24 protein-coding genes are annotated in these 26328 nt (G+C 60.7%); 13 read left to right on the top strand and 11 right to left on the bottom strand.

Annotation, left to right across the window (positions count from 1 at the left end):
* Window positions 1–144: 144 nt before the first annotated feature.
* Both D0Y96_RS09670 and D0Y96_RS09665 read right to left on the bottom strand, forming a co-directional pair.
* Entirely contained in the window at window positions 145–612 is a 468-nt protein-coding gene (locus D0Y96_RS09670) for a PilZ domain-containing protein (RefSeq protein WP_117299145.1), read from the bottom strand.
* 86 nt (window positions 613–698) lie between these two features.
* Entirely contained in the window at window positions 699–881 is a 183-nt protein-coding gene (locus tag D0Y96_RS09665) for a hypothetical protein (RefSeq protein ID WP_117299144.1), read from the bottom strand.
* A 75-nt stretch (window positions 882–956) separates the two neighbouring features.
* On the opposite strand from D0Y96_RS09665, the gene D0Y96_RS09660 reads away from it, so the two are divergent.
* The 6 genes from D0Y96_RS09660 (at window position 957) to D0Y96_RS09635 (ending at window position 7333) form a co-directional block, all read left to right on the top strand.
* Window positions 957–1238 carry a hypothetical protein gene (locus D0Y96_RS09660; RefSeq protein ID WP_117299143.1) on the top strand — a complete coding sequence of 94 codons (282 nt, stop codon included), beginning with the start codon at window positions 957–959 and terminating at the stop codon, window positions 1236–1238.
* 182 nt (window positions 1239–1420) lie between these two features.
* Complete coding sequence (locus tag D0Y96_RS09655) at window positions 1421–2329, top strand: glycoside hydrolase domain-containing protein (protein ID WP_350449023.1); 909 nt, start codon at window positions 1421–1423, stop codon at window positions 2327–2329.
* Window positions 2330–2591: 262 nt separating this feature from the next.
* Window positions 2592–3362, top strand: coding sequence for an electron transfer flavoprotein subunit beta/FixA family protein (locus D0Y96_RS09650; protein ID WP_117299141.1), 771 nt, complete (start codon window positions 2592–2594; stop codon window positions 3360–3362).
* Window positions 3363–3458: 96 nt separating this feature from the next.
* A complete protein-coding gene (locus tag D0Y96_RS09645) occupies window positions 3459–3734 on the top strand; it encodes a hypothetical protein (RefSeq protein ID WP_117299140.1) in 276 nt (91 codons plus the stop codon).
* A 166-nt stretch (window positions 3735–3900) separates the two neighbouring features.
* Window positions 3901–4920 (top strand): electron transfer flavoprotein subunit alpha/FixB family protein, encoded by a 1020-nt coding sequence (locus D0Y96_RS09640; RefSeq protein WP_117299139.1) that lies wholly within the window; start codon window positions 3901–3903, stop codon window positions 4918–4920.
* A gap of 277 nt (window positions 4921–5197) precedes the next feature.
* Window positions 5198–7333, top strand: coding sequence for a glutaminase domain-containing protein (locus D0Y96_RS09635; RefSeq protein ID WP_117299138.1), 2136 nt, complete (start codon window positions 5198–5200; stop codon window positions 7331–7333).
* Between the two features lie 967 nt (window positions 7334–8300).
* On the opposite strand, the gene D0Y96_RS09630 is transcribed toward D0Y96_RS09635, so the two are convergent.
* Window positions 8301–8750 carry a DUF6941 family protein gene (locus D0Y96_RS09630; RefSeq protein WP_117299137.1) on the bottom strand — a complete coding sequence of 150 codons (450 nt, stop codon included), beginning with the start codon at window positions 8748–8750 and terminating at the stop codon, window positions 8301–8303.
* A 1597-nt stretch (window positions 8751–10347) separates the two neighbouring features.
* Between D0Y96_RS09630 and D0Y96_RS09625 the strand changes: the two genes are divergently transcribed.
* Window positions 10348–12123 (top strand): electron transfer flavoprotein-ubiquinone oxidoreductase, encoded by a 1776-nt coding sequence (locus D0Y96_RS09625; RefSeq protein WP_117299136.1) that lies wholly within the window; start codon window positions 10348–10350, stop codon window positions 12121–12123.
* A 423-nt stretch (window positions 12124–12546) separates the two neighbouring features.
* Window positions 12547–13605 carry a GTP 3',8-cyclase MoaA gene (gene moaA / locus D0Y96_RS09620; RefSeq protein ID WP_117299135.1) on the top strand — a complete coding sequence of 353 codons (1059 nt, stop codon included), beginning with the start codon at window positions 12547–12549 and terminating at the stop codon, window positions 13603–13605.
* Between the two features lie 28 nt (window positions 13606–13633).
* Here moaA and D0Y96_RS09615 read toward each other — a convergent pair whose 3' ends face one another.
* Window positions 13634–14962 carry a metal-dependent hydrolase family protein gene (locus D0Y96_RS09615; RefSeq protein WP_117299134.1) on the bottom strand — a complete coding sequence of 443 codons (1329 nt, stop codon included), beginning with the start codon at window positions 14960–14962 and terminating at the stop codon, window positions 13634–13636.
* A gap of 588 nt (window positions 14963–15550) precedes the next feature.
* Here D0Y96_RS09615 and D0Y96_RS20400 point away from each other — a divergent pair.
* Entirely contained in the window at window positions 15551–18157 is a 2607-nt protein-coding gene (locus tag D0Y96_RS20400; protein WP_117299133.1) for a PAS domain S-box protein, read from the top strand.
* Between the two features lie 52 nt (window positions 18158–18209).
* Window positions 18210–19052 (top strand): SDR family oxidoreductase, encoded by an 843-nt coding sequence (locus tag D0Y96_RS09605; protein ID WP_350449022.1) that lies wholly within the window; start codon window positions 18210–18212, stop codon window positions 19050–19052.
* A 92-nt stretch (window positions 19053–19144) separates the two neighbouring features.
* Here D0Y96_RS09605 and D0Y96_RS09600 read toward each other — a convergent pair whose 3' ends face one another.
* From D0Y96_RS09600 to D0Y96_RS09585, 4 genes are all read right to left on the bottom strand, one after another.
* Complete coding sequence (locus D0Y96_RS09600) at window positions 19145–19606, bottom strand: VOC family protein (protein ID WP_117299132.1); 462 nt, start codon at window positions 19604–19606, stop codon at window positions 19145–19147.
* Window positions 19607–19882: 276 nt separating this feature from the next.
* Window positions 19883–20596, bottom strand: a complete 714-nt coding sequence (locus D0Y96_RS09595; RefSeq protein ID WP_117299131.1) for a hypothetical protein — start codon at window positions 20594–20596, stop codon at window positions 19883–19885.
* Window positions 20597–20915: 319 nt separating this feature from the next.
* Window positions 20916–21248 (bottom strand): YciI family protein, encoded by a 333-nt coding sequence (locus D0Y96_RS09590; protein WP_117299762.1) that lies wholly within the window; start codon window positions 21246–21248, stop codon window positions 20916–20918.
* 439 nt (window positions 21249–21687) lie between these two features.
* Window positions 21688–22179, bottom strand: coding sequence for a DinB family protein (locus D0Y96_RS09585; protein ID WP_117299130.1), 492 nt, complete (start codon window positions 22177–22179; stop codon window positions 21688–21690).
* A gap of 159 nt (window positions 22180–22338) precedes the next feature.
* On the opposite strand from D0Y96_RS09585, the gene D0Y96_RS09580 reads away from it, so the two are divergent.
* Window positions 22339–23166, top strand: coding sequence for an ABC transporter ATP-binding protein (locus D0Y96_RS09580; protein WP_252263632.1), 828 nt, complete (start codon window positions 22339–22341; stop codon window positions 23164–23166).
* Between the two features lies 1 nt (window position 23167).
* The gene (locus D0Y96_RS09575) at window positions 23168–24850 is read left to right on the top strand and encodes a hypothetical protein (RefSeq protein WP_117299129.1); all 1683 of its coding nucleotides are present in this window, start codon (window positions 23168–23170) and stop codon (window positions 24848–24850) included.
* A gap of 62 nt (window positions 24851–24912) precedes the next feature.
* Here D0Y96_RS09575 and ndk read toward each other — a convergent pair whose 3' ends face one another.
* On the bottom strand, window positions 24913–25329 hold the full coding sequence (ndk, locus tag D0Y96_RS09570) for a nucleoside-diphosphate kinase (protein WP_117299128.1): 417 nt from the start codon (window positions 25327–25329) through the stop codon (window positions 24913–24915).
* 87 nt (window positions 25330–25416) lie between these two features.
* Here ndk and D0Y96_RS09565 point away from each other — a divergent pair, with 87 nt between their 5' ends.
* Complete coding sequence (locus tag D0Y96_RS09565) at window positions 25417–25626, top strand: hypothetical protein (protein WP_117299127.1); 210 nt, start codon at window positions 25417–25419, stop codon at window positions 25624–25626.
* A 1-nt stretch (window position 25627) separates the two neighbouring features.
* On the opposite strand, the gene D0Y96_RS09560 is transcribed toward D0Y96_RS09565, so the two are convergent.
* Both D0Y96_RS09560 and D0Y96_RS09555 read right to left on the bottom strand, forming a co-directional pair.
* Entirely contained in the window at window positions 25628–26008 is a 381-nt protein-coding gene (locus D0Y96_RS09560; protein WP_158562331.1) for a type II toxin-antitoxin system VapC family toxin, read from the bottom strand.
* Window positions 26005–26262 (bottom strand): hypothetical protein, encoded by a 258-nt coding sequence (locus tag D0Y96_RS09555; RefSeq protein WP_215601615.1) that lies wholly within the window; start codon window positions 26260–26262, stop codon window positions 26005–26007. The genes D0Y96_RS09560 and D0Y96_RS09555 overlap by 4 nt, the downstream gene beginning before the upstream one ends.
* Window positions 26263–26328 lie beyond the last annotated feature (66 nt).

Raw genomic sequence — 26328 nt, 5'->3', positions numbered from 1 at the left:
TAGAAGCACCGGGCAATCGGGGTCCCCGGCGAACAGAGTTCGCTGGGGTGATCTTTAGCCCGGTGACAAAACCATCAAAAAGAAAAGGGGCTTCAGCCCCGGCGCACAGCTCCGAAAGACCGCAAGCAGACCCCTAACCCAGCGTCAGCTGTGCACTTCCAGGCCTTCTTCCAGCTCTTCCTTCAGCTCCTGCACCAGGTCTTCGATCTGCGCGGCCCGCCGTGGCGTCAGATCCACAAACGATACCCCCACGCCGCGCCTGTTCCGCAGCGCCGCCACCGCGCCGGCCACGCGAAAGCGCAGGTGCCGCGCTTCGAAGTAAATCTCCACGCGCGTGCCCCGCTCCAGGTTGAAGTTCGCTTCGATAAAGCAGCCGGTCAGACTCAGGTTCAGAATCCGTCCGCGAAAGCGCAGACCGCCCAGCGGCAGAAAGACCTCGGCATACCCCTCGCAGTCATAGCGCGAGGCCTGCCGCCGCTCCGCGCCCTGACCCTGACTCGGCCCCTGGCTCGGAGCCTGATTCGGCCCACGGTTCTGGCCCCTGCCATCGCCCGTCTCCCGGCGCGCCCGTGGAAGCGCTGTCCGATTCGTTCTGGAGGGAGTGTCGATCATGCCTCTCTCCCGTTATCGGTGGAAATGACGAAGGGTTTAAGAAAATGACAGTCTATCCGGAATCCGGCCGGCCACCCCCCATCCGGTCAGCCCTCCCCTTTTCCCTCCGACATCAGATCGCTCAGCGTCGATTTGTGCTTCTCTTTGCGCTTCGGCTTATCTTCCTCGATCACCCGCTCCGGCTTCGGCTGTCCCACGCGCTCCCGTGCATTGGCCTTGACCGCCTTCACCGCCGAGAACGTCTTTTTCTTTGCCTTCTTTGCCGCCATCTCTCCATCTTTCCTGTTCCATGCGGAACGCAATATGAAATACTTTTTGTGACGAATTTCGGAGGTCCCCCGGCGATGGAAGAGCGCGATTTTTACGACGAACGGCCCGAACAACGCACTCACACCCTGACCTGCCCTCACTGCGGCAAAGCCGACGAGTATCAGATCTCCTGGCTCGTCCGCCGCAAGAAGAATGTCCTGCCCCGCAACGCCGACGAGCGCGACCGCGCCAAATTCGCAAAGGCGCAGTCCTACATGGTACGACGCGACGATATGCTGGCCTGCAAAAATATCCGCTGCCGCAAGCGCTTCGAGGTCGCCGGCATCCAGACCGTCGCCTTCCTGCAATCGGCATAAAAGACCGCTCTCTTCAGCGGTCTTCCCCCTTCATGCCCTTAATCATCCGGCCGTGTCTCAGTGTGCATTTGCTCTGTATCAGGGCACGGCTTCAGCCGTGCCGGAACGGGCGAACAATAACCCGGACTTCAGCCCCTGAAGCACTCTTTTTCAAACTGAGACACCCCTTAAAATTCCGGCGTGTGCCCGCGAAGCAGAAAATTCGCGTCGCGCCGCGTCATATCATCGAATCCATGCTCAGCCGCCCCGCCAACCTGCTGCTGCTCAGCCTCATCCTTCTCTCTTCCGGCATCCTCTCTTCCGGTATCGCCGCCACCGCGCCAGCCGCCCCGGCAAAATCCGGCCGCTTCTATCTCGGCTTCGATAAAAACACCTATCCCGGCGACGACCTGCTCCCCGCCCTGCACCAGACCTTCTCCTTCACCGGATACTGGCTCAACAATCCCCCCGGAGCCGCCTCCAATCCCTGGGTCGGCCGCCGCGCCACCCTCCGCAGCGCCGGCTTCGGCTTCCTCATCCTCTTCAACGGACGCACCGACGCCGAGCTCCGCGGCCATGACGCCGCCTCTCTCGGCAAAGCCGACGCCGATGCCGCCGTCGACGCCGCCCTCCGCGAAGGCTTCCCCGCCGGCGCCACCATCTATCTCGATCAGGAAGAGGGCGGACGCCTGCTCCCCGAACAGGCCGACTATCTCGGCGCATGGATCACCTGGGTCAGCTACAGCGACTTCCACCCCGGCGTCTACTGCTCCGGCATCCGCGTCCGCGACGGCAAAGACGTCATCACCACCGCCGGCGACATCGCCCAACGCTTCCCCGACCCCGACCTCGAGCTCCACTTCTGGGTTCTCAACGACCAGACCCCTCCCTCGCCCGGCTGCACGCCTCTCAGGCTCAATCCCTCTAAAAGCGGATTCCCCGCCGCCTCCGTCTGGCAGTACGCCCGCTCCCCGCGCGGCTCCGAGCCCGACACCAGCGCCAAAGGCTACGCGCCCGGCAATCTCTGCTACGCCCCCGGTCTGCCCCACTCCGAGCACACCTTCCTCGACCTCGACACCAGCCGCTCACCCGACCCCTCTCAGGGCCGATAAGTTGAAACCAGCCGGAGTGCCCGGCTACTCATGTCCGTCCGAACATGAGAACGAAAAAAATCCCCTTGTCATCCCGACCGAAGCGGAACGCAGTGAAGCGCAGCGGAGGGATCTGCATTTTCTCCCTCCAAAGAATCCGGGTGCCCCATCTTCGCCGCCCGCCGTTGGCGGCTAAGGTGGGAAAGCTATACCCCATTTCAGCCCCACCATGAAATCCCATGGACATGGGAACGAACGCCCGCTGCTATACTGGCCGGTCGCTATGAAGATCCTCGTCTGCATCAAGCAGGTCCCTCAAAAGGACGCGCCCCTCAAGCTCAACGACTCCGCCACCTGGATACGCGACGACGTCTCCTGGGAGGTCAACGAGCCCGACGCCTACGCCCTCGAAGAGGCCCTCCGCCAGAAAGAAAAGCACGGAGGCGAGGTCATTGTCCTCACCGCCGGGCCCGCCCGCGCCCAGCAGGTCCTCCGCGAGGCCCTCGCCAAAGGCGCTACCGGCGCCATCCACCTCGAAGACGAGAAATTCGTTCACCTCGACTCGGCCAACACCGCCCGCGCCATCGCCGCCTCCATCGAGGGCGAAAACTTCGACCTCATCGTCACCGGCCTCCAGTCCGACGACTACGGCGCCGCCCAGACCGGCGTCCTGCTCGCCGAAATCCTCGGCATTCCCCACGCCACCATCATCATCGGCATCGAAAAGACCGACACCGGCCTTCACCTCAAGCGCGAGCTCGAAGCCGGACACTACCAGTACATCGACCTGCCCACCCCCGCCGTCCTCACCATTCAGAGCGGCATCAACAAGCTCCGCTACGCGACGCTGATCGGCATCAAGCAGGCCAAAACCAAACCCGTCCGCAAAGTCGCCTGGGCCGAGGTCGAAGGCAGGCTCTCAAAGAACCTCCAGCAGATCGAGCGCCTCTATATCCCCCACAAGCAGAAGCAGACCCGCCTCATCGACGGCCCGCCCGCCGAAGCCGCCAAAAAACTCGTCGAATATCTCCGCAACGACGCCCGCGTGATCTGAGCGCCATCCGTATGCGTTACGTGGTTTAATGGAAGCGATAAATATTCTGCCCGGCCCGACAGGCCTCTTCTTAACTGAAGGAGAAAGAAACAGAGCATGGCGAATCTGATCATCCCCGCCGCCGAACGGAACCTTACCCCTGACCAGGTCGACGCCCTCGACAGGCGCCGCCAGTGGGGACTCGCCTTCCAGGTCATCTCCGGCCAGTTCGGCTTCTTCGCCGTCCTGCTCCTCCTCTGGTCCGGACAGGATCTCAGCTACTCGCCCGGCTGGATTCATCCCATGTTTTATTACAACGTCCTCACCGCCGTGCTCTGCGTCGCCTTCGCCCTCTACGGCTCATGGCTCAAGCGCGGCCGCCCCGAATACTGAGGATTCCGGCAGGAGGCTTTGTATCCGGTCACGGCTTTACAGGTTGCGAAAGAATTTGTCTTGTATCAGGGCACGGCTTTAGCCGTGCCGTAACAGACCCAGCACGAAGGGGCTTCAGCCCCTGAAAGAATCTCAATCGGGGAGCGAAAGCTCCCCTTCGGTGCGTATGGCAGACACTATCCTCGTCGTAGCCGAGCAGCGCGAAGGCAGGCTCAACCGCGTCTCCTTTGAAACTATCGCCGCCGCCCAGTCGCTCGCGAAGGATACCGGCTGGTCCATCGAAGCCGTCCTGGCCGGAGACAATCTCTCCGCACCCGCCGCCGAGCTTGCCTCGAAAGCCGTCGCCCGCGTCCACGCGCTCGAAGCCCCGGCCCTCGCCGCCTACACCTCCGACGCCTACGTCCACGCCCTCAAAGCCTTCCTCGCCGAAAAGCAGCCCGCGCTCGTGCTCTTCCCGCATACCTATCAGGTGCGCGACTTCGCCCCGCGCCTCGCCCTCGCGCTCGACCGCGCCCTCATCTCCGACGCCACCGGCTGCCGCTTCGAAAACGGAAAGCTCCTCTTCACCCGCCAGATGTTCCAGGGCAAATTCTCCGCCGACGTCTCCTTCGCGGACGACACGCCCTCCGCCACGCTGCGCATGGCCACCCTCCAGATCGGCGCATATCGCGGCGACGAGGCCCAGGCCGGCCCGGAAAATACCACGGCCCCCGTCGAGCACGTAACCGCCGCGGTTGCAAATACGCCCCCGCGCGTCACCCCGCACGAAGTCTTCCAGGAATCGGGGCAGGAAGCGAAGCAGGCCGTCGATCTCTCCCAGGCCGAAGTCATCGTCGCCGTCGGCCGCGGTATCAAAGAGCAGAAGAACCTCGCCCTCGCCGAAGCCCTCGCCCAGGTCCTTCATGGAGAAGTCGCCGCCTCGCGCCCCATCTGCGACAACGGCTGGCTCCCGCTCGACCGCCAGATCGGCTCCTCCGGCCAGACCGTCGCGCCAAAGCTCTACTTCGCCCTCGGCATCAGCGGAGCCATCCAGCACATCGTCGGCATGAAAGGCTCCCGCACCATCGTCGCCATCAACAAGGACGCCGAAGCCCCCATCTTCGAGATCGCCGACGTCGGCATCGTCGGCAACCTCTTCGACATCGTCCCCGCCCTGACGGAAGAGATCAAAAAAGCCACCGCCTGACCCTGCCGTCAACCACTCGAAAGCCTCTCCCCACCCCAATGTCATCCTGAGCGAAGTGCCGTGTGCGCGAGTCGAACGATCTGCGGTTCTTCCTTTACAGATGTCATCCTGAACGAAGCCGACAGACCTGCGGTTCGCTTTCCGCTGACCGCCTCACCAGCTGACCGCTTTCCAGCTCCCCGCCTTCTCCCGCTGCTCCTCCCAATTTGGTATCGTTTTCACGACCGCCGCACCCCGCTCGCGGCCGCCCGATCTTCTTCCTTACGAGGCCTCCACCTTGAAACCGCCTGCATCCCTCGGCATCGCCCTTTCCCTTCTGCTCCCCGCTCTCCCGGCCCTCGCGCAGCAGCGCCCACCCGCCGTGCCGCTCGTCACGCACAACCCCTACTTCAGTATCTGGTCCATGGCCGACCACCTCACCGACGCCCCCACCCGCCACTGGACCGGCGCCCCCCAGCCGCTCACCGGCCTCATCCGCATCGACGGCAAAGTCTATCGCTATATGGGCGACTCGCCCCGCAACACCCCGGCCCTCCCGCAGACCTCCCTCGAGGTCGCGCCCACGCACACCGACTACGCCTTTGAAGGCTCCGGCATCCGCCTCGATCTCTCCTTCTTCACCCCCGCCTTCCCGCAGGACATCGACCTCCTCTCGCGCCCCGTCACGTACCTTACCTGGACCGTCACCGCCACCGACGCCCGCGCCCATCAGGTCGACCTCCTCCTCGACGTCAGCCCCGTCATCGCCGTCAACACCGACAACCAGCAGGTCACCTGGAGCCGCGCCCTCATCCCCTCTGCCGCAGGCTCTCCCGGCCTCACCGTCCTCAGCGTCGGCTCGCGCGACCAGCAGCCCCTTAACCGCTCCGGCGACGACCTCCGCATCGACTGGGGCTACTTCCACCTCGCCGTCCCCGCGTCCGAGAGCGCCGCAACCGCCGCCTCCCCCACCGCGCTCCACGACTTCCTCACCACCGGCACCTTCCCCTCCGCCGACTCCCTCGACATGCCCCAGACCCCGCGCTCCCAGCCGCCCGATCCCGGAGCCGCCCACCTCGACGCCGCCTTCCACCTCGACATCTCCGCGCAGGCCCCAACACAGACCCAGACACAGAACCAGACCCGCCACGTCCTGCTCTCTTACACTCAGCCCTTTGAGATCGAGTACCTCGAGCGCAAACTCCGCCCCTTCTGGCGCCGCAACGGAGAAACCGTCTCCGCCATGCTCGCCCAGGCCGAGTCGCAGTACGCCTCTCTCGACCGGCGCGGCCGCCAGTACGACCGCGACCTCACCGCCGACCTCACCCGCGCCGGAGGCCCCGGCTATGCCCGGCTCGCCGTCCTCGCCTACCGCCAGACCCTCGCCGCCCACGGCCTCGCCGCCGACCTCGACGGCGACCCCATGCTCTTCGCCAAAGAGAACTTCTCCAACGGCGACATCGGCACCGTCGACGTCCTCTACCCTTCCGCGCCCTTCTTTCTCTTCTTCAATCCCGCGCTGCTCGAAGCCCAGCTCCGCCCCGTCCTCGAATACGCCGGTCTGCCCCGCTGGAAGTTCCCCTTCGCTCCCCACGACCTCGGCCGCTACCCCATCGCCAACGGGCAGGAGTACGGCGGCGGCGAGCGCACCGAAGACGATCAGATGCCGGTCGAGGAGAGCGGCAACCTGCTCATCCTCGGCGCCGCCATCGGCCAGGCCCAGGGCAACTGGCACCTCGCCCGCCAGTACTGGCCGCTCTTCACCAGATGGGCGCAGTACGTCCGCGCCAAAGGCCTCGACCCGGAAAATCAGCTCTGCACCGACGACTTCGCCGGCCACCTCGCCCACAACGCCAACCTCTCCATCAAGGCCATCGAGGCCCTCGGAGCCTACTCCCTCATGGCCCGCGGCCTCGGCGAAACCGCCACCGCCGACGACTATCTCGCCGCCGCAAAGCAGATGGCCTCCAGATGGGAGCAGATGGACCGCGACGGCGACCACTACAAGCTCGCCTTCGACCGCCCCGGCACATGGAGCCAGAAGTACAACCTCGTCTGGGACCAGCTCCTCGGTCTGCATCTCTTCGATCCGCACATCCGCGAGACCGAGCTCGCCTTCTACGCGCAGCATCTCAACCGGTATGGGCTGCCCCTCGACAGCCGCGCCCAGTACACCAAGCTCGACTGGGAGCTCTGGACCGCAACCCTCTCCACCAGCCCGTCGCAGTTCCAGACGTTCATCGCGCCGCTCGTGCAGTGGATGAACGAGACGCCCAGCCGCGTTCCGCTCACCGACTGGTACGACACGCAGACGGGGAAACAGGTCGGCTTCCAGGCCCGCTCCGTCGTCGGAGGCCTCTACATCAAAGCCCTGTCGGACAGCGCGCTCGCCCACACCTGGCGCGCTAAGACCGCCTCAGCAACAATGCCGTAACTGCAATGCCTAGGCGGGCCCGAATAGCCCACCTAAATGATCCAACACTTTGGAGAGATACATTGAAAGGTAGAGGTTTGCGGCAGCGGCAAAAAAATCGAAGAAATCGCGCTCTAATTTCGTTTGGAAGATACCTGAAAGGTGGGCAAAGCGGAATGCCGATCTAAAGCCTCAAATCTGTAAGCTTTAACGACCTCCGGCGCGTTTGGCGAACAACGTGATTTTCTTCTGACCTCCGTAACCGATTAACTGCGTAAAGTTTGCACTTTAATGGAATACTGAAACTTTTTACATGCTAGGATCACAATTGGCTTAGAATTGCTGCCCAACCAATGAATACGCGCCGTTGAGGTATTTTATGATCCGTTGAGTTGATAGATGGTATCCCCGATACGCAATCGACATATCACGGGAGAATTGTGGATCTGCTTATTCTCGGCCACGCTGATGTATTTTTTTAGTTCAACAACAAATTCGCCGGTGATCAAATCACGATAAACGCATATTCTTTGTTTGCAGCAAAAAGTGTCATGCATTAAGCCTTGCGAACAGGGAAACACGGCTTCTGAGCATGATTCGAGTTTAGTTTCAATCTTGTTGGTCTCGTACAGCGTGCGCAGCTGGGACTGTGACGCATGTGCGAAAGCGATTTGAATTGAGGAGTTTATCATGGTAAGCGCTCAGGAAATTCGTGAAATAGCGTCTCGATATCTATCTGGCCAAATCGATGCTGGCTCATTCGTAATTCAGTTTGCACAAGCCTCAAATGACTATGACCTGAGCGGCGACAAAGACTTAATCTCACTTTGCTGCAATATCCAGTCAATCCTGGCCGATAAATCTTCTGGGATTTATTCCGAGATTGATGCGAAATATGCATTAGGATCACTTCTCCTATTCGAGATGCCTTCGAATTACGTTCAGATCCTGCATGGAGATTCAGTACTGCAATTGCAACCGTCTATTTCTACCGTAGTGATTGAAAACTCATTCCCTGTGATATCCGCTGATAGACAATCCGCAGTGGTATTTGGGTCACCGATACGGAATCAACTTGGATGTCAAACCAGTACAATCCCTCTTCCTTCGCTATTAACCCAATCGGCATGACTATGCCGACCCCCCGATCCTCTCCCTCAAATAGTGCAGACAGTTCGTTTCCTGGAAGATCTTCTCCGGATGGGGTTCGGGGGATGATTTTCACGGTGGAAGACCCTCGCATAAAACCGGATTTCAACACAATCACTAAAGTTAGATTTTGAACTGGCACTGGCTGCATAGTGGGGGCAATGCCCTGAATGCCAATCCTGTCCATAACTCGAACTACGCTTAATGCCCCATTTGCTTCGTTAAGGGCGAGTTGACAAAATGCAGCTATCTGCACGAAGGGCCGGAATGTTTCGGTCGTTTCTGGCATTGGGATATGTCTCTCCTAAAATAAGTGCATTCCATCCAGGGAATTAGGATGGTGCTGTTTTTTAGCTTGACAAGGCTTAATCAGGAGGGGACACTATGGGTGTTCATCCGCAAGCATAGCCCTACTAATAGGAACCTCGGCCTCTTGCTTCCTACAGCTAGGGGCCGTTGTCATTTAGCAGTCTCAGTGTCCCTCTGTCAGTGATAACCGTCAAGGGCTAATCAACCATAAGTTGAAAAATAGTTGGAAAATGTTAGCAAGATTCGCTCACATCAGGATATGTTGATGCGATATAAGATTGAAGGCGCAATTATTAAGACGTCATTTGAGCCTATTGTTTCTGCATTCATAACTCCATTTCCAAATCTGGCATGACGTCTCTCCGAATTCTTTACAGCAGAAACAGACGATCCCAAAAGCCCGCCATCCCCGGCGGGCTTTGCCTTTTCAGGAAGAACAGGCCTGCCGGCGATCCCGTCCAAACGAAGAGAATCGAGATGGAGAACAGGTCCGTTTGGCTTTTCGGGAAGAGCACAGCTTCACAGGTTGCAGAAAAACTCTGCTTTGTATCAGGGCACGGCTTCAGCCGTGCCGTACCAGCCTGGAATCAGGATGGGCTTCAGCCCCTGTTCCTCCTGGCTGCCCCCATGTCCGTCTGCCCGGATACGAAAACTCTTCCCTCATGAAACTTCTTTCACTGAACGAAAAATTTCCCCTTTGTCATCCCGACCGGAGCGCGAAGCGCGCAGCGGAGGGATATGCATTTTCTCCCCCTGCGAAGAATCTGAGGGCGCCACCCTTTGCGCCGATTCCGGGAGCATAAAAAGACCTGATCCCATGACTAACGTCACCCCTCCGCACGGCGAAAATCTGGCATGAAATTTCCCCGGATTCCCTACAATGGAAACAGACGATCCCCAAAAGCCCGCCGTCCCTGGCGGGCTTTACCTTTTCAGGAGGAGACAACCCGCTCCCATGCCGTTTCGAGAGAAGCCCCTTCGATATCCCTTTCCTTTGTTTTCAGTACTTTACAAGGGGATAACCGAGGTAATCCCCCGATAAGCCGCTGAAAATAAGACGCTTACGGGAGCCACCCCTGTTTAAAAACACACTCCGGACACGGACCGGCACCGGAACATATCGTCTCGCGTCAGGGAGACCGGTAGAAGCACCGGGCTTTAGCCCGGTGACAAAGCACCAAAAGCTGGGGGCTTTAGCCCCGGCGGATGAAAACGTGAAAGAGAAAGGAATCCGGGTGCCCCACCTTCGCGACCGGGGTCCCCGGCGAACAAAGTTCGCTGGGGCGGGAAGCTAAGGTGGGAGGCGGCGAACAACGTTCGCCGGCGTGATCGTTAGCCCGGAAGAATGGTCCTTCTCGTCCAGGCCCCGGACAGGAATGGCCGACACCGGGAACATATTGTCTCGCGACAGCGAGACCCGACAGAAGCCGGGGATGGAACAAAGCCATCGCCGAAGGCGATCACCTTGCTGCCCCAGGCCCCGGCCACCACCGCCGACTTGCCCGAACCTCACGAATCGAATACAACAATGAGTCCGGGAGTGGCGCGCAGCGCGGCTGCCTGGAAGGCCAGCCGCCATGATTACCTTCCGCAAACCGCTCGAAGGCATCGACCGTCCGCAGATGGAGCTCGACGTCGTCATCATTGGCGGAGGCCCGGCCGGCATGGCCTGCGCTCTCCGCCTCGCCCAGCTCATCGACGCGCACAACGCCGCCCACCCCGGCGCGCCGCTCTCGAAGGAAGGCATCTGCGTCCTCGAGAAGTCGCGCGAGCCCGGTCAGCACTGCCTCTCCGGAGCGCTCCTCGATCCCCGCTCCATGCGCGAGCTGCTCCCCGGCTTCGAGAAGGAAGCGCCCCTCGACGCCGAGGTCATAAAGGAATCCGTCTGGTTCCTCTCGAAGACCGGCCAGCGGAAGTTCCCCATCGTGCCGCCGCCGCTGCGCGACCACGGCAACTACGTCATCTCCATCAACCGCTTCGTCAAATGGCTCGCGCAAAAGGTCGAAGAGGCCGGCATCACCATCTTCACCGGCTTTGCCGGCTCCGAGCTGCTCTTTGAGCACAACGCCCACCAGACCGCCGGCCGCGATCCCGAGATCGCCCGTGTCACCGGTGTCCGGACGGATGACAAGGGAGTCGACCGCAACGGCCAGCCCAAAGCCAACTTCGAGCCCGGCTACGACCTCCGCGCCAGGATCACCATCCTCGCCGAAGGCACCCGCGGCAACTGCGCCAAACAGCTCATCGAGCGCCTTGGCCTCGAAGACCCGCACCACGCTCAGACCTACGGTATCGGCATCAAGGAGCTGTGGGAGATCCCCTCCGGCCGCGTCGCCAAAGGCGAAGTCCTCTACACCCTCGGCTACCCGCTCACCTCGAAGGAGTACGGCGGCGCCTGGATCTACGGAACAGGAGATACGGAATCGGGCGGCACCCTCGTCTCTGTCGGATACGTCACCGGCCTCGACTACGAAGACCCGCGCACCGATCCGCACCACGTCTTCCAGGCCTTCAAGGAACACCCCTTCGCCCGCCGCCTCCTCGAAGGCGGAAAGATGATCCGCTATGGCGCGAAGACGCTGCCCTACGGCGGCTGGCTGACCATGCCCCGTATCTACGGCAACGGCTGGATGCTCCTCGGCGACTCCGCCAGCTTCCTCAACTCGCAGCGCCTCAAAGGCATCCACCTCGCCATCAAGAGCGGCATGCTCGCCGCCGAAACCGCCTTCGACGCGCTCCTCTCCGGCGACAGCTCCGCCGGCACCCTCAGCGAATACAAGGCCTCCGTCGATGCAAGCTGGATCAGAGAGGAGCTCTATCCCGTCCGGAACTTCCATCAGGGCTTCGAGCACGGACTGATGGAGGGCCTCATCAAAGCCGGCGTGCAGCAGGTGCTGCACGGCTCGAACCTCGGCCCCGACTTCACCAACGAGGCCGGCTACCGGCGTATGCGCGAGATCGACTCGCTCAGCTTCTGGGGCGACCGCCGCGACCCCTTTCTCGGCAACGCCAAAGGGGACGGCGTGCTCGCCTTCAACCGCCTCACCGACGTCTACCACTCCGGCACGCGCCACGAAGACGACCAGCCCACGCACCTCGTCATCCGCAGCCTCGACATCTGCAACACCACCTGCACAAAGCAGTACGGCAATCCCTGCCAGTACTTCTGCCCCGCCGCCGTCTACGAAATGGTCGAGACCGCCAATCCTGGAAACTCCACTCCGAAGAAGGAGCTTCACATCCACTTCGCCAACTGCGTCCACTGCAAAACCTGCGACATCATGGACCCTTACCAGATCGTCAACTGGGTACCGCCCGAGGGCGGAGGCGGTCCCAACTACGACGGCATGTAGAAACCTGCGTCAATCTTCGCTCCTGAGATCACGAAGCCGCTCAGTATTGCATTCCATCCAAAGGTCTTATGATCCGGGTTGTGCGGCTGCGCATTTTATGCAAAAGTACACACACTGGTCGATCATTTGCACGCGGCCTGGAAACAGATCCTCTCACCCGGATATCCCCCATGACGTCTGGACAACTGACCTGCCCCTCATGCTCGGAGACTCATGGCCTGCGGCGGTCGCATGCCCGGTGGTTCGACTTTCCGCAGATGCTTTTCGGAAGACGAGCCTATCGCTGCATAATGTGCAACCGCAGATTCTATGCGCATCCCCGGCCGCATCCTCCCTCGCATACCACGACCGACAAAACCCACGCCTGACGGCAAAGGGGAAACTGGCACAGCGTTCAGGCATCCAGTTACAGTAAAGCCTGTAATGTCTGTTTCGGCCTCCATCCCGAGCTCTGCCCCCGAAAACACTTCCTCACATCAGGGGCCGGGCGATCGGCTGGTCGACAAATTCGGACGCATCATCACCGATCTGCGCGTCTCCATTACGGACCGCTGCAACTACAAATGCGTCTACTGCCGCACCGGCAACGAAGGCGCTCTCTACTCCGAGCTGCCCATCGCCGACTACCTTCGCCTGACGCGTGTCTTTGTCAGCCTTGGCATTGAGAAGGTCCGTCTTACTGGTGGTGAGCCGCTGCTGCGCAAAGACCTGTCGGAACTGGTCAGCCAGCTCAGCCGTCTGCGCACTCTCGACGACCAGCCTCTTGATATCGCGCTCACGACCAACGGTCATCTGCTCGAAGATCTGGCGCAGCCACTCGCCGATGCCGGACTCAGCCGCATCACCGTCAGTATGGACGCCGTCGATCCCGCCATCTTCGCGCGCATCACGCGCGTGCCCGGCAGTTTCGCGCACGTACTCGCCGGCATCCAGGCCGCAAAGAGTGCCGGCCTCGGTCCGGTCAAAGTCAACTGCGTTCTGCTGCGAGGTTTCAACGACGACCAGATCGTCCCCTTCGCGAAGTTCTCCCGCGATGAAGGCGTCATCGTTCGCTTCATCGAATTCATGCCGCTCGAAGAGGACCGCCTCTGGACGCCCGAATCCGTCGTTCCGATCGGCGAGGTCCTCACACGGCTTGAGTCTTTCCGTCCGGTGAAGCGGCTTGCTCCAAACGCCGTAAGCGAGACCGCAGTCCGCTACACCTTCGATGACGGCCTCGGTGAAATCGGCATCATCGCGCCTGTTTCGCAGAGATTCTGCGGACACTGCAGCCGTGTCCGCCTCACATCAGACGGCAAGATCCGCACCTGCCTCTTCTCGCAGTCCGATCATGATCTGTATCGCGTGCTCCTTGACGGTGGCAGCGATGACGATCTGGCCGGATTCATCCGGAAAACCATCGCGCAGAAGGAAGCCCGGCACCATATCGGCGAGCCGGAGTTTCTGAAGCCCTCGCGCAGCATGGTACACATCGGCGGATGAAAAGGCAGCTCTTAGCCAGAGCTAAGAGCTAATGGCTGGAAGCCTGGAGATGCTTTATGACTTCACCGTTCTTCATCACGAACTGTACGTGCTCGACGGCTGTAATGTCTTCGAGCGGATTCCCGGGCACGGCGACGATGTCGGCAAAGCAGCCCGGCTTCAGCTCGCCGATCTGTCCCTGCCAGCCCAGCACCTTCGCGCCGTTGATCATATCCGCCTGAAGAACAGCCAGCGGCTTCAGTCCGTACTTCACCATCAGCTCGAACTCGCGGGCCTGGGTTCCATGCGGGAAGGGGCCAACGTCCGACCCGACGGCAAAGGGAATGCCGGCGGCCACCTGCTTCCGGAACTCGGCGATCTTGTAGTCCAGCAGCTTCTGCTCGCGCGCGGCGGCTGCGGAGGTGGGGGCGTGCTGCGCGAAGTATTCGAAGATGGTGAAGGTTGGAACCGCCGGAATGTCCTTCTCTTTCATGAGGCGCATCGTCTCATCGCTGAGCTGCGTGGCGTGATCGATCGACGCAACACCGGCCTGCGCCGCATAGAGCGTTCCCGGCTCACCCATCGCGTGCACGCCCACCGTTGTGCCCAGGCGCGCCGCCTCGGCCACGGCGGCTTTCAACTGTTCTTCGGTGTACTGGTACGGCGTATGCAGCGTGCCGTCCATCATCTCGTCATTGCCGGTCTCATACATCTTGACGAAGTCCGAGCCTTCTTTATGCTGCTCGCGGATGGTCTCGACGATCTGTTCGATGTTGTCGGCGTAGTCGGCGTTGGAAAGCACGTGCTGGGCCGGGTTGTAGTGAATCGCGTCTTCATGCCCGCCCAGGATGGAGATGGCGTTGCCGCTCATCCGCATGCGCGGCCCGGGGATGAGGCCCGCATTGATCGCGTTGCGCACGGAGGAATCCGCGGAGCCTGCGCCCTCGGTTCCCATATCGCGCTCGGCGGTGAAGCCGGCCATGAGGTCGGCCTTTGCGGCCAGGGTGGCAAGGATGGTGCGCTCGGGCACCGACTCCTCCACGGTCTGCAGATCCTCGGCTCCGGGGTGCAGGAAGAGATGAACGTGGGCGTCGATCAGGCCGGGCAGCAGCGTGGTGTCGCCGAGGTCGATGATTTCGGCGCCGGCCGGATGCGGGACCGACCTGCCGACGGCAGCGATGCGCTCGCCCTCGACGAGAACCTCGCCGGGGGTGAGGATGCGGCCTGTATCCACGGCGAGCAGACGCGCCGCATGCAGAACGATGGCGTGGCCGTCGGGTGACGGAGCGGAAGGCTGTTGCGCAAAAGCAGATGCGGCGGCGAGGCAGCATGCGGCGGCAGCGAGGGCAAATGTGCCTGCGAAGGATGGGGTCTTCATGGCCCCTACAGCATATCTTCCAAAGGCCCGGAATCATGCAATCTGATTTTTAAGAGGGGTGGTTTCCGCAAGTGGTTTAAATTCAGCGGTTTATCCAGGGGATTACCTTGGTTATCCTTCGCTAAACCACTGAATTTAAAGGATCGGACCACTTCAGCGGCCGAATCTCTGCATTTTTCCGCATTTCTGCATTCTCCGATACTGACGTGTTCCCTTCCTGCGGGCATGCTCTTCCCTCAAAAAGAAAACCCGTCCGCAGGGGGACGGGTTTCCGCTTCTGTCTCTGTTTCCATTGTAAGGAGCCGCAGGAAATTTCATGCCAGATTTCCGGCGCGAGAGGTGACATTCGTTACGCGATGCGGTGACAGAAGGCAGTGGAGAGGATTGGTGCGTGGGCGCAGCGGCAGATTCATCTTCTATTTGAGGCACGAACCTCGAGCGCCGTTCATCCGCTGCAATCCTGTTTCCGCGTAAGTCATTTCCTGTGGGTAATTTCCTGCATCTATCCAGAGCAGCGCACAAATATATGTCATTTCAGGGGCGGGATGGGGTGCGTAACATCGAAACGCTGCTGCGAGGCATACTCCTTTGACGAATCCACAACCAGCCCGCAGCGCCGGCGCGCCCGCTCCTGGTCCCGACATCTTTGCCGGAAGCGGAGAGATGCGTGGCCTGATGCGGGTCTTCGACTGGGCAAAGACGCCGCTGGGTCCGGCCGAGACATGGTCTCCCACGCTGCGGGCGATGACGCAGATGCTGCTCGCAAACTGCTTCCCGATGCTGCTGTGGTGGGGCCCGGATTTCTACCAGCTTTATAACGACGCGTGGAGCCCGGTGCTGGGAGACAGGCCTCCTCATGCCGGGCTGGGAAGGCCGTTCCGCGAATGCAGGCCGGAGATCTTTCACATTCTCGGCCCGCTCGCCCGGAAGCCCTTCGAGGGCGGTCCGCCGACGTGGATCGAGGACATTCTTCTGGAGGTGAACCGCTTCGGCTTTCAGGAAGAGGCGCACTTTACGATGGGCTACAGCCCTGTTCCTGACGATACGGCGCCCAAAGGCATCGGCGGCGTGCTGGCGACGGTACACGAGATTACCCGGAAGGTTGTGGGAGACCGGCGCGTGTCGGCGCTCCGCGATCTGAGCGCGCAGTCCTTTGAGCCGAAGACGGCTGAAGAGGCGTGCGGGATGGCCGCTGCCGTACTTTCGCGCTACCCGAGAGACATAAGCTTTGCGCTGATTTATCTGACGGAAAGCAACGGCAGGTACGCGCGTCTGGCAGGCCGGACGGGAATGGACGGGCACGAGGCGCTGGGCCCGGAGGTGGTGGAGATTTTGGGCGACGCACAGAAGAGCTGGCCTTTTTCCACGGTCCTGGAACAGAAGACTCTTTCCGTCGTCGACGATCTGGGCGGCAGGTTCGGCAGGGTTCCCGGCGGACCATGGTCCGATCCGCCGCATACGGCGGTTATGCTGCCGATCAGGGCCACGATGGGCAATCTACCGGCGGGCTTCCTGATTGCAGGCATCAGCCCACGGCTCAGATTTGACGATTCGTACCGCGGATTTCTGGAGCTGCTGTCGGCGCAGATCTCTACCTCCATCGCACATGCGCGAGCGTATGAAGAGGAGCGCAGGCATGCCGAGGCCCTGAATGAGCCCGACCTGGCCGATGCAGGGGTCAGCCTGACGCTTTCGCGTCTTCGCCGCGAAGCAGAGATGCAGGTACGCGAGAGCGAGGAGCGCTTCCGCGCGCTTGTAGCCGCCAGCTCGGATGTGATTTACCGCATGAACGCCGACTGGAGCGAGATGCAGCAGCTGCGCGGCCGGGACTTTATTCCCGACACGCGGGAGCCAAGCCGCACCTGGCTGGAGAAGTACATTCTGCCCGAAGACCAGGCTCGCGTGATGGCGGCGATTCAGGAAGCGGTGCGCACAAAGACGCCGTTCCAGCTGGAGCACCGCGTGGTGCGAGTGGATGGATCGCCGGGATGGACGCTGTCGCGCGCGGTTCCGCTGCTGAACGACGACGGCGAGCTGCTGGAGTGGCTCGGGTCGGCGAGCGACGTGACGATCCGCAGAGAGAACGAGCAGAGCCGCCTGCGCCTGGCAAGCATCGTGGATTCGGCGGACGATGCGATTATCAGCAAGGACCTGAACGGAATTGTCCAGAGCTGGAACGAGGGGGCGGTTCGCATGTTCGGATACAGCCCGGAGGAGATGACCGGGGAGTCCATTCTGCGGCTCATTCCCGAAGATCTGCAGTTCGAGGAAGATGAGATTCTTTGCAAGCTGCGATCCGGCGAACGCATCGATCATTATGAGACACGGCGCAGGAAGAAGAACGGAGAGACGATCGAGGTCTCGATCACGGTGTCTCCGATTCGGGACGAGACGGGACGAGTGACGGGCGCGTCGAAGATCGCGCGGGATATCTCGGACCGCAGGCGGGTGGAGCGGCTGCTGATTCAGTCGGAAAAGCTGGCGGCGACGGGACGGATGGCGGCAGCGATTGCGCACGAGATCAACAATCCTCTGGAATCGCTGATGAACCTGATCTATCTGGCGCGCCAGAGCGACTCGCAGAGCACGGTGGCGGGATATCTGCGCACGGCGGAGGAAGAGCTGGAGCGGGTGTCTCACATTGCGCGGCAGACGCTGGGCTATTACCGGGATACGGGATTGCCGACGGAGCTGTATCTGCACGACCTGATCGGGAATGTTCTTACGGTGTACAACTCGCGGATTGTGGGCGCGGGCATTGCGGTGGAGACACAGCTGAACGACTTCCAGAAAATTCTGGCGAGCAAGGGCGAGTTGCTGCAGGTGTTCTCGAATATCGTTGCCAACTCGATCGACGCGATGGGCCAGGGCGGCACACTGTCCGTCACAGCGCGAAAGGTTCTCGGCTCTTCGGGAGACGGCATGCAGGTCGTTCTTCGCGATACCGGAACAGGCATCCCCGCGGAATCGCTGCCGAAGATCTTCGAGCCCTTCTTCACGACGAAGGGCAACCTGGGAACCGGCATCGGCCTTTGGGTAGCCAAACAACTGATCGAGAAACGCGGCGGACGCATCTCGGTTACCAGCAGCACGGAAAAGGGACGCAGCGGGACGATGACGGCCATCTTTCTTCCATTCGCCTCCCCGCAGGCGCATGCCGGCCCGGCGCAGGATGAAGAAATATCCCGGCAGTAAGCGCGACTGAGCCGGCATTCGAGCGGCTGAAGCGGGAAGCATAGCGCAGGCCGTGGAGTTTGCGCTTCGCGCCGGAGCGCATCTCAGTCATGGGATCGTAAACAACGTGATGCAGAATGGTAAGGCTATGCGGCTGAAGGACAGAGTTGCGATTGTGACCGGTGCGGGAAGCGGCATCGGCCAGGGGATTGCCGAAGTATTTGTTCGCGAGGGCGCGGCGGTGGTGATCGATTATGTCGGAAAGCCGGGCGCCGCGGATGAGACGCTGGCGAAGATCAAAGCAGCCGGTGGACGGGCGATTGCGGTCGAGGCCGACGTGTCGGACGAGAAGCAGGTGGCATCGCTGACGGAGCAGACGGTCAGGGCGTTTGGACGGCTGGATATTCTGGTGAACAATGCGGGGATCGAGTCGAAGTTTCCGTTCACGGATTTTCCGCTCGATCACTTTCAGAAGATTCTCGCCGTGAACCTGACCGGTCCGTGGCTGTGCGCGCAGGCGGCGGCGCGGCAGATGATACGGCAGGGCGGAGGAGGACGGATCATCAACATCTCGTCGATCCATGAAGACCTGCCGATGCCGACCAACGCGGCGTACTGCGCGACAAAGGGCGGGCTGCGCATGCTGATGCGCACGATTGCGGTGGAGCTGGCTGCGCACCAGATTACGGTGAACAACATAGGGCCGGGCGCGGTGTATACGCCGATCGACAGAGACGTGCAGGCGAATCCGGAGCTGGAGCAGCAGCTGATGGCAGAGATTCCGCTGCGCCGCTGGGGCAAGCCGGAGGAGATTGGCGAGCTGGCGGCGTATCTGGCGTCGGACGCGGCCGGCTACGTGACGGGCAGCACCTTCTTCATCGACGGCGGCATGCTGCGGAACGCTGGATCGCTGTAAACGGCTCCGATTACGAACGGCGGAGCGCGTCGAGCCTGGATGCTGCATAGGAATCTCAGACTCGATGCGTTCTCTCGCGTGGCTGCGGTGCTTCAGGCCTGGCGCAGCGCGTTGATGTCGAACTTCTTCATGGCGAGCATAGCCTGCGTGACCCGCAAGGTACGCTGCGAATCTTTGTCTGCGAGTAAGTCGAAGAGCTCAACGGGCACCACCTGCCAGGAGACGCCAAATTTATCGGTGAGCCAGCCGCACTGTCCGGGCCGGCCGCCTTCGGAGAGCTTTTCCCACAAGAAGTCGACCTCGTCCTGCGAGTCGCAGCGGATAAAGAAGGAGACTGCGGGCGTGAAGGTGAAGTGCGGACCGCCGTTGAGAGCGGTGAACTCCTGCCCGAAGAGCTCGAAGCCGACGGTCATGACTTCGCCGGAACGATCGGGAAAGGCGTCTCCATACCGGGTGACTCGTCCTTTTTTCGACGACTGGAAGATCGAGGTGTAGAAGTCGACGGCCTCTTCGGCCTGGCGGTCGAACCAAAGGAACGGGCTGATCTTTTGCATGGGTGCTCCCTCCGCGCTGCGGGCTGGTGTTCTGCTGCCGGCAAGGGCAGCACGCAATACGTTGATATCAACTCTTTGAAGCGCTGTCAAACTATGCGAATGATTTTTAACAATAGCTGCGACGTGGTCGCGGGGAATGATGATGCTGCGCGTTTTGCATGCCTGCGACTGGATGGCATGGTACGGGAGATGCGCTTCCCGAAAGCAGGGATGAGTCGACGTAAGCGGACTTATCGTTATTCAACCCTGCGATGAGCATCTCTGATTGAATTGGGCTCAGTGCGTCATTGGCGGTCCCGGCGTTCCGTCGGACCATTCACTGGCCAAAACGAAGAAAGTTGTTATCCGCTGTTCAGGGTCGTATGCCGCCATCACCGGCGAGCCAGGCAGATTCGCTCCCCAGCTTTTCGCGGCATCACCCGAAGCATAAAACATTACATGCGGATGCCAGCTCCTGCCATCATCGTTCAGATACTGCTGCCTGGACATCATGTAGACCAGCGTCTCAGGCGCAAGCGGCGGCAGCTCCTTCTTATCCAGTGCCGACGCGATGGCCGCTGCGACGGCCGGCTTTGATTTTCCTGCCAGCACCAGTCTGGTCTTCATCAGAAAGATGGACAGAACAGTTTTTGCGGCGGGTGCATTGAAGCAATGCGGGGCGCGCACTTTGGGGTTCCAGAACTGCGGATCATCGGTCGTATCAGCCCATGATCGCTCGACAATGCAGACAAAGCCGTTCGTGCCTTTCACGGCAGCCGTATAGCCGTCCCGCCGCAGCACCATCACTTCGGCTGCACTGGAAATCGATGCCGGAGCGGCACTGCGAGCCAGCGCGATCTCAGCATTCTCGTCCGCGATCAGATACTGATCGACAGGAGCCATGACCGGATAAGGAGCCTTCTCAGCCTGCGTTTGTGCACAGGCCGGCCAGGACGAAAAGATCAGAACGACGCATGCCAAAGCCACGATCCTGATATCGTTTTTCCGCATTGGGTCCTCCGTGAGGAGCAATGGTATCCGATTCGTCCTGTTATACGCGCTTCCCGGTAACCTGCCTCTGCCCCTGGGCTACCGAGCCAGGACTCTGAGCCTTTGAACCTGGCCCTGGACGGCTGCGACTGAGCACCCTTCCACATCCTGGCCAATTCATCTATCTCCACTAAACCTCCCTGTGCACCTTACGTTTTCGAGGTCCCCAGATTGCTGCCGGAGCTGGGAAAAGGTCCGTCAAGATCACTTTCCACAAGATGACTTATGAGGACTTATCACCAAAACACAGGCCTGCAATTCAAATCCCAGTCTCCCACTGCTATAGTGTGTGCTCCAATGGCCATACTTCGACGACCCCATAAGCGATTGCGCAAGGGCTGTCGGACACTATTTTGATCGCTTGAGAGATGTCATCGGCATCAATCACTGCGAACCCAGCGATAGGAAGTTTAGAAGTCAGGTAGGCCTCTGGCACCGTCTCGATTCCTTTTCGCAGAGTGTTACGAACCTGGACCGGTGCACCAGCAATCCCCATCAAAGCCCCTTGCTCAAGCAGGCTCTTGTCGTGTGCATGAGCCGCGGCACGTAGATCTTCTGGAGTTTTTGCGTAACCAGCTTCGTCCCCATAACCAATCGTCACAAATTTTGGCATTTGATCCCTCGCTTTTTCGTTCGTAAACGCTGTACCAGATTGGTGTCTATCTACGGTCATTTTGTTCTATGGCAATCTTCGGAACTGCCGGCTACGCTGGCTCTGACCAACCGGTCTTTCAGATGAGATGCAGATTAGTCCTGATAAACGCCGTTCCCGGTAACTTGCCTCTGCGCCTGGGCTACCGAGCCAGGACTCTGAGCTTTTGAACTTAGCCCTGGACGGCTGCGATTGAGCACCCTTCCACATCCTGGTCAATTCATCTATCTCCACTAAACCTCCCTGTGCGCCTTACGTTTTCGAAGTCCACAGATTGCTACCGGAGTTGGGCAAAGATCCGTCGAGATCACTTCCCACAAGCCGACTTCCCGATACTGATGTTAGTTATCGAAAAGCGTAAGACCAGAGGGAGAAACTGAGTCAGGGGCCGCCGACGAAGCTATCCTTCATCTGCACTGGGTCCCCAACTCCGTGGAACAGGGACGTTCATTAGCCGCAGATAAACGCTGAACTGGCCACGATGCTGATACCAGTGATTCAACAGGATATTGCGAAGCAGATCCTGTCGCGACATCTCAGCGAGCACCGCCTGGTCCTCAGCAACAATGCGCCACGTTCGTTTCATTGCCTCGTCATCGAAGGTCGGCAGCACCTCGCGTACCTGAGCAATGCTCTCCTCGAATGCCGAGAGGATCATCGATAGTGAATCGGGTTGCGGAAACTGAAAACCGGGAGGAGGCACCTGCTCTTTCTGAGCCGCGCGCACCACATTGCCGGGCACAGTCGCCAGATGATAAGCAAGCTGCCCTGCAGTCAAAGAACGCGCATGCGGCTTCCATGTGAGCTGGTCTTGCGGCAGCCGTTCGAGAAAGGTTTTGGTGACCGGCGCCTGGACTTCGAATTCAGCAAGCAGGTCTTGTGCAGTTGACATGCAGTTTCCTCACCAAGAATTCGTAAACGCCAAGAACCTTAGGTTACTCCTGATAAACGCGCTTCTCGTCATCTTACTTTCCATTTGCCGGCTGTCTGGGGAATTCCAGGTTTCCACGGGCCGGCCGTCTGATGCTTTGCGCCGCTGCGGTTTCCCGATATGCTCGCTCTCATGGATGCGCCGGCGATCTTTGCGCAGAATCTTACCCGCCGCTTCGGCCAGTTCACCGCGGTCAATCAGGTCATGCTGAGCGTCGCGCCGAGGCAGTTCTTCGGCTTTCTGGGGCCGAATGGCGCGGGCAAATCGACGACGATCAAGATGCTCACCGGCCTGCTGGCTCCGACCGCGGGCGAGATTCGCATTCTGGACCATGACCTTGCCGCCGATCCGCTGGAGGTGAAGCGGCAGATCGGCGTGGTGCCGGAGGGCATGGCGCTGTTCGGACGGCTGACGGCCTCGGAGTATCTGCGCTTTGTGGGGCGCATGTATGGCCTGGATAAAAGCACGACCGCGCTGCGCACCGAAGAGCTGCTGGAGTTTATGAACCTTGCGAACGAGCCGAAGAAGCTGATCACCGATTTCTCACACGGCATGCAGAAGAAGCTGGCGCTGGCGGCGGCGGTGATTCACGGGCCGAAGGTGCTGTTTCTGGACGAGCCCTTCGAGGGCGTGGATGCGATTGCCGCGGGCACGCTGAAGTCGATGCTGCAGGGGATGATCCATCGTGGTGCGACGATCTTTCTGACGTCGCATGTGCTGGAGATTGTGGAGAGGCTGTGCAGCCACGTGGCGATTATTCATCAGGGGCGCATTGTCGCCGACGGATCGCTCGATGCGCTGCGCGCGGGCGTGGCCTCGACGCTGACCGACAGCGATGGACGGGCAGGGGCGCAGGAAAAGCTGACGCTCGAAGAGATCTTTATGAATGTGGTGGGCGAGCACGGCAGCGATGCGGAGGCCGTGCAGGAGCTGTCGTGGCTGTCGTGATATGAGCGGAGCGAGCATCGTTTCGAGACAGGCGCGCGCGCAGTATGCGGCCTTTGTGAAGATACGCCGCCGCATGTTTGTCCACTCGCTGCACACGATGCGCGGCAGCTTTGAGCTGGGCGCAAAGATCTTCAGCACGCTGATGTATTTCGTGCTCGGGCTGAGCGCGGCCTTCGGTCTGGGCTACGGCGCGTGGCAGGCGGCGGCGTACGGCCATCCTGATGCGTTTACGTTTCTGCTGTGGCCGGTCTTCGTGCTGTGGCAGATTGTGCCGGTGATGGCGGCCTCGTTCACCGAGGTGATCGACCTGGGCGGGCTGCTGCGCTTTCCGCTGGGCTTTGGACCGTATGCGGTACTGTATCTGGTCTTCGGGCTCTTCGATCTGTCGACGCTGCTGGGCGGCATCTGCCTGGCTGGCATCTGGGTGGGCACGGGCATTGCGCGGCCGGCGCTGCTGCCGTGGGCGGCGCTGGTGCTGCTGCTGTTTGCCGCGTTCAATATTCTGCTGACGCGCATGATCTTTGCGTGGATCGATCGCTGGCTGGCACAGCGGAGGACACGCGAGGTGCTGAGCGCGGTGTTTCTGTTTCTGCTGCTGGGCGTGCAGTTTGTGAATCCGGCGGTGCGGCGCGGGCTGACGAGTGGACATAAACGGACGCACGCTCCGCTGGTGACGGAGCAGACGGTGGCTGCGCTGAACCGGGCGCAGAGTGCGCTGCCGGCGGGGCTGGCGGCCGGGGCGCTGCGAGCGGCGGTGGAAGGCCGGCTGCCGGCGGGGCTGGCCGATGCGGGCGGCGTGATGCTGTATGCGGCGGCGGCGGGGCTGCTGCTGTGCGTACGGCTGCGGAAGGAGTATCGGGGAGAGAGTCTGAGCGAGGCTCCGGCGCGCGAGGCGGTGAAGGCACGGAGCCATGCGGGGCCGATGCCCGCGATGCTGCGCGAGGACGGAGATGCGGAAGAGAAAGCGTCGGCGTGGGGAGCGGTGCAGGCGGTATTTGTGAAGGAAGCGCGGACGCTGCTGCGCAGCGGAGCGATGCTGTACAGCCTGGTGGCGCCGCTGGTGATTCTGTTTGTGTTTCGCGGCGGCAGCGCGGGACACAGCTTCACTTATGCGCTGCCGGTGGGGATTGCGTATGGCTTTCTGGGGCTGGTGCGCATGATGTACAACAGCCTGGGCGCGGAGGGTGGAGGGATCCAGTTCTACTTTTTGTCGCTTGTGCCGATGCGCAGTGTGATGCTGGGGAAGAATCTGCTGCATCTGGCGCTGGCCGTGGCGGAGACCGCGGTGATGTCGGGCCTGGCGATTTATCTTTTCGGTGTGCCGGACAGCCAGATTGTGCTGGCGACGGCGGCGTGGGTGGTCTTTGCGCTGCCGGCGCATCTGGCGGCGGGAAATCTGCTGTCGATTCTGATGCCGTACAAAATGACGCTGTGGCGGATGTCGCGCGATCAGGGAGCGACGGGCAACGCGCTGCTGAGCATGGCGCTGCAGGCAGCGATCTTTGGAGTGGGCGCGCTGGTGGTGCTGGGGCTGACGGCGCTGGGGCATCCGGATCTGGCTCCGGTCGTGCTGCTGGGACTGGCGGCGGGAAGCGCTGCGGCGTATGTGCTGGTGCTGAAGAATGCGGGGCGCATGATGATGGCTCGCAGAGAGCCGCTGGTGGAGACGCTGGCGCGGATATGAGGTTTGCGGCCAGCAAAAAGCCCGCCTCGCAGCGGGCTTTTTTATTTGCGGAGAGCTTTGGCTTACGCCAGCTCGTAACCGGCGAAGAAGTAGCCGATCTCGAAGCTCGCGGTGTCCTCGGCGTCGGAGCCGTGGATGGCGTTCTCTTCGATGGAGCCGGCGAACTTTTTGCGGATGGTTCCCTCTTCGGCGTTGGCCGGATTGGTTGCGCCCATCAGTCTGCGCAGGTCGGCGATGGCATTGTCCTTCTCAAGGACCATGGGGAAGATGGCGCCGGAGGACATGAAATCCGTGAGCGAGCCGAAGAAGGGACGGGCACTGTGGACGTGATAGAAGCCCTCGGCCTGGGCCTTCGAGATGGAAATCTTTTTGATGGCGACGATTTTGAATCCGGCCTTCTCGATCTCGGCGAGAATGGCTCCGGTATAGCCCTTGCGGACCGCGTCTGGCTTGATGATGCTGAAGGTGCGTTGGGACACCTGATGGTTCTCCTTGAAAAAAGGCGTTACTTTAGAGTTTAAGGCAAACGAGCGCTTTCAGCGTGTTGCGCTATCATCAAACTACGCATGACAACATCGGCCAGAACGGTTGTGGACTCTTTCCGGGAAGTGATTCAGGACCTGCTTGTTCCGGAATTGAAGGCCCTGCGCACTGAAATGCGTTTGCGGGATGAGAACACTCAACAGGCCATCCGGCATCTTGCTGAAAAACTGGATTTTGCTATTGATATCCGCGAGAGACTGGCTGCGCTCGAAGCCCGGCTGCCGCGGCAGTGATTTACCAGACAGCTCGGGGATAATGCTTCCGGATTTCTTCATCGGAGGAAATGAGAGGCGCCAGCCCGTTGGCTTTGGCCTGCGCGACGATGGTCCGGTCAAAGGGGTCGCGTGTCCACTTCTCGTCGATCACCACGTCGGCGACGCGCGGAAAGGGGAGGTCGCAGACGCGAACGCCTGCCTCGTGCGCGACTTTCAGCAGCACGGCACGCGAGGACAGGCGAATGCGATTCACTTCGTAAAGATATTCGAGCTCAACCAGCACCATCGGGGAGACGAGCAGGTCGGCCTCGTTGAGAAGACGCTGCGCTTTGGGAGGAATGCGGGCGAGATCGCCCTGCGCCAGCCATACCACGACATTCGTATCGAGGTAAGCGATCACAGCTCGGACCAGTCCCGCTCCCAGGCGCGGGTCATCTCTTCGCGGAGGGAGGAATCGTCGAGCGCCGGGCTCTCGGGATTGACGACATCCAGCGGCGTGATGCGTGCGAGACGGCTGGTGGGCTGGTTTTCCGGGGCGATGCGGAGCCTGCGTCCCTTGTAGGTGACCCAGACTTCGTTGCCCTCCAGAGCCTGGCTGACCAGATCGAAGATGTCCTGACGAAATTGGGTGATAGAGACTTCCATACTTTTCATGCTTACCATGCGTACATTTTCCATTGTACATGGTGTACATAACATCGCATAGCTATTGCTGAGCTC

Source organism: Paracidobacterium acidisoli (assembly GCF_003428625.2).
GTDB classification, from domain to species: Bacteria; Acidobacteriota; Terriglobia; order Terriglobales; family Acidobacteriaceae; genus Paracidobacterium; species Paracidobacterium acidisoli.
Note: the sequence above shows the minus strand (reverse complement) of the source record. Positions and strands in the feature narration are given on the sequence as shown.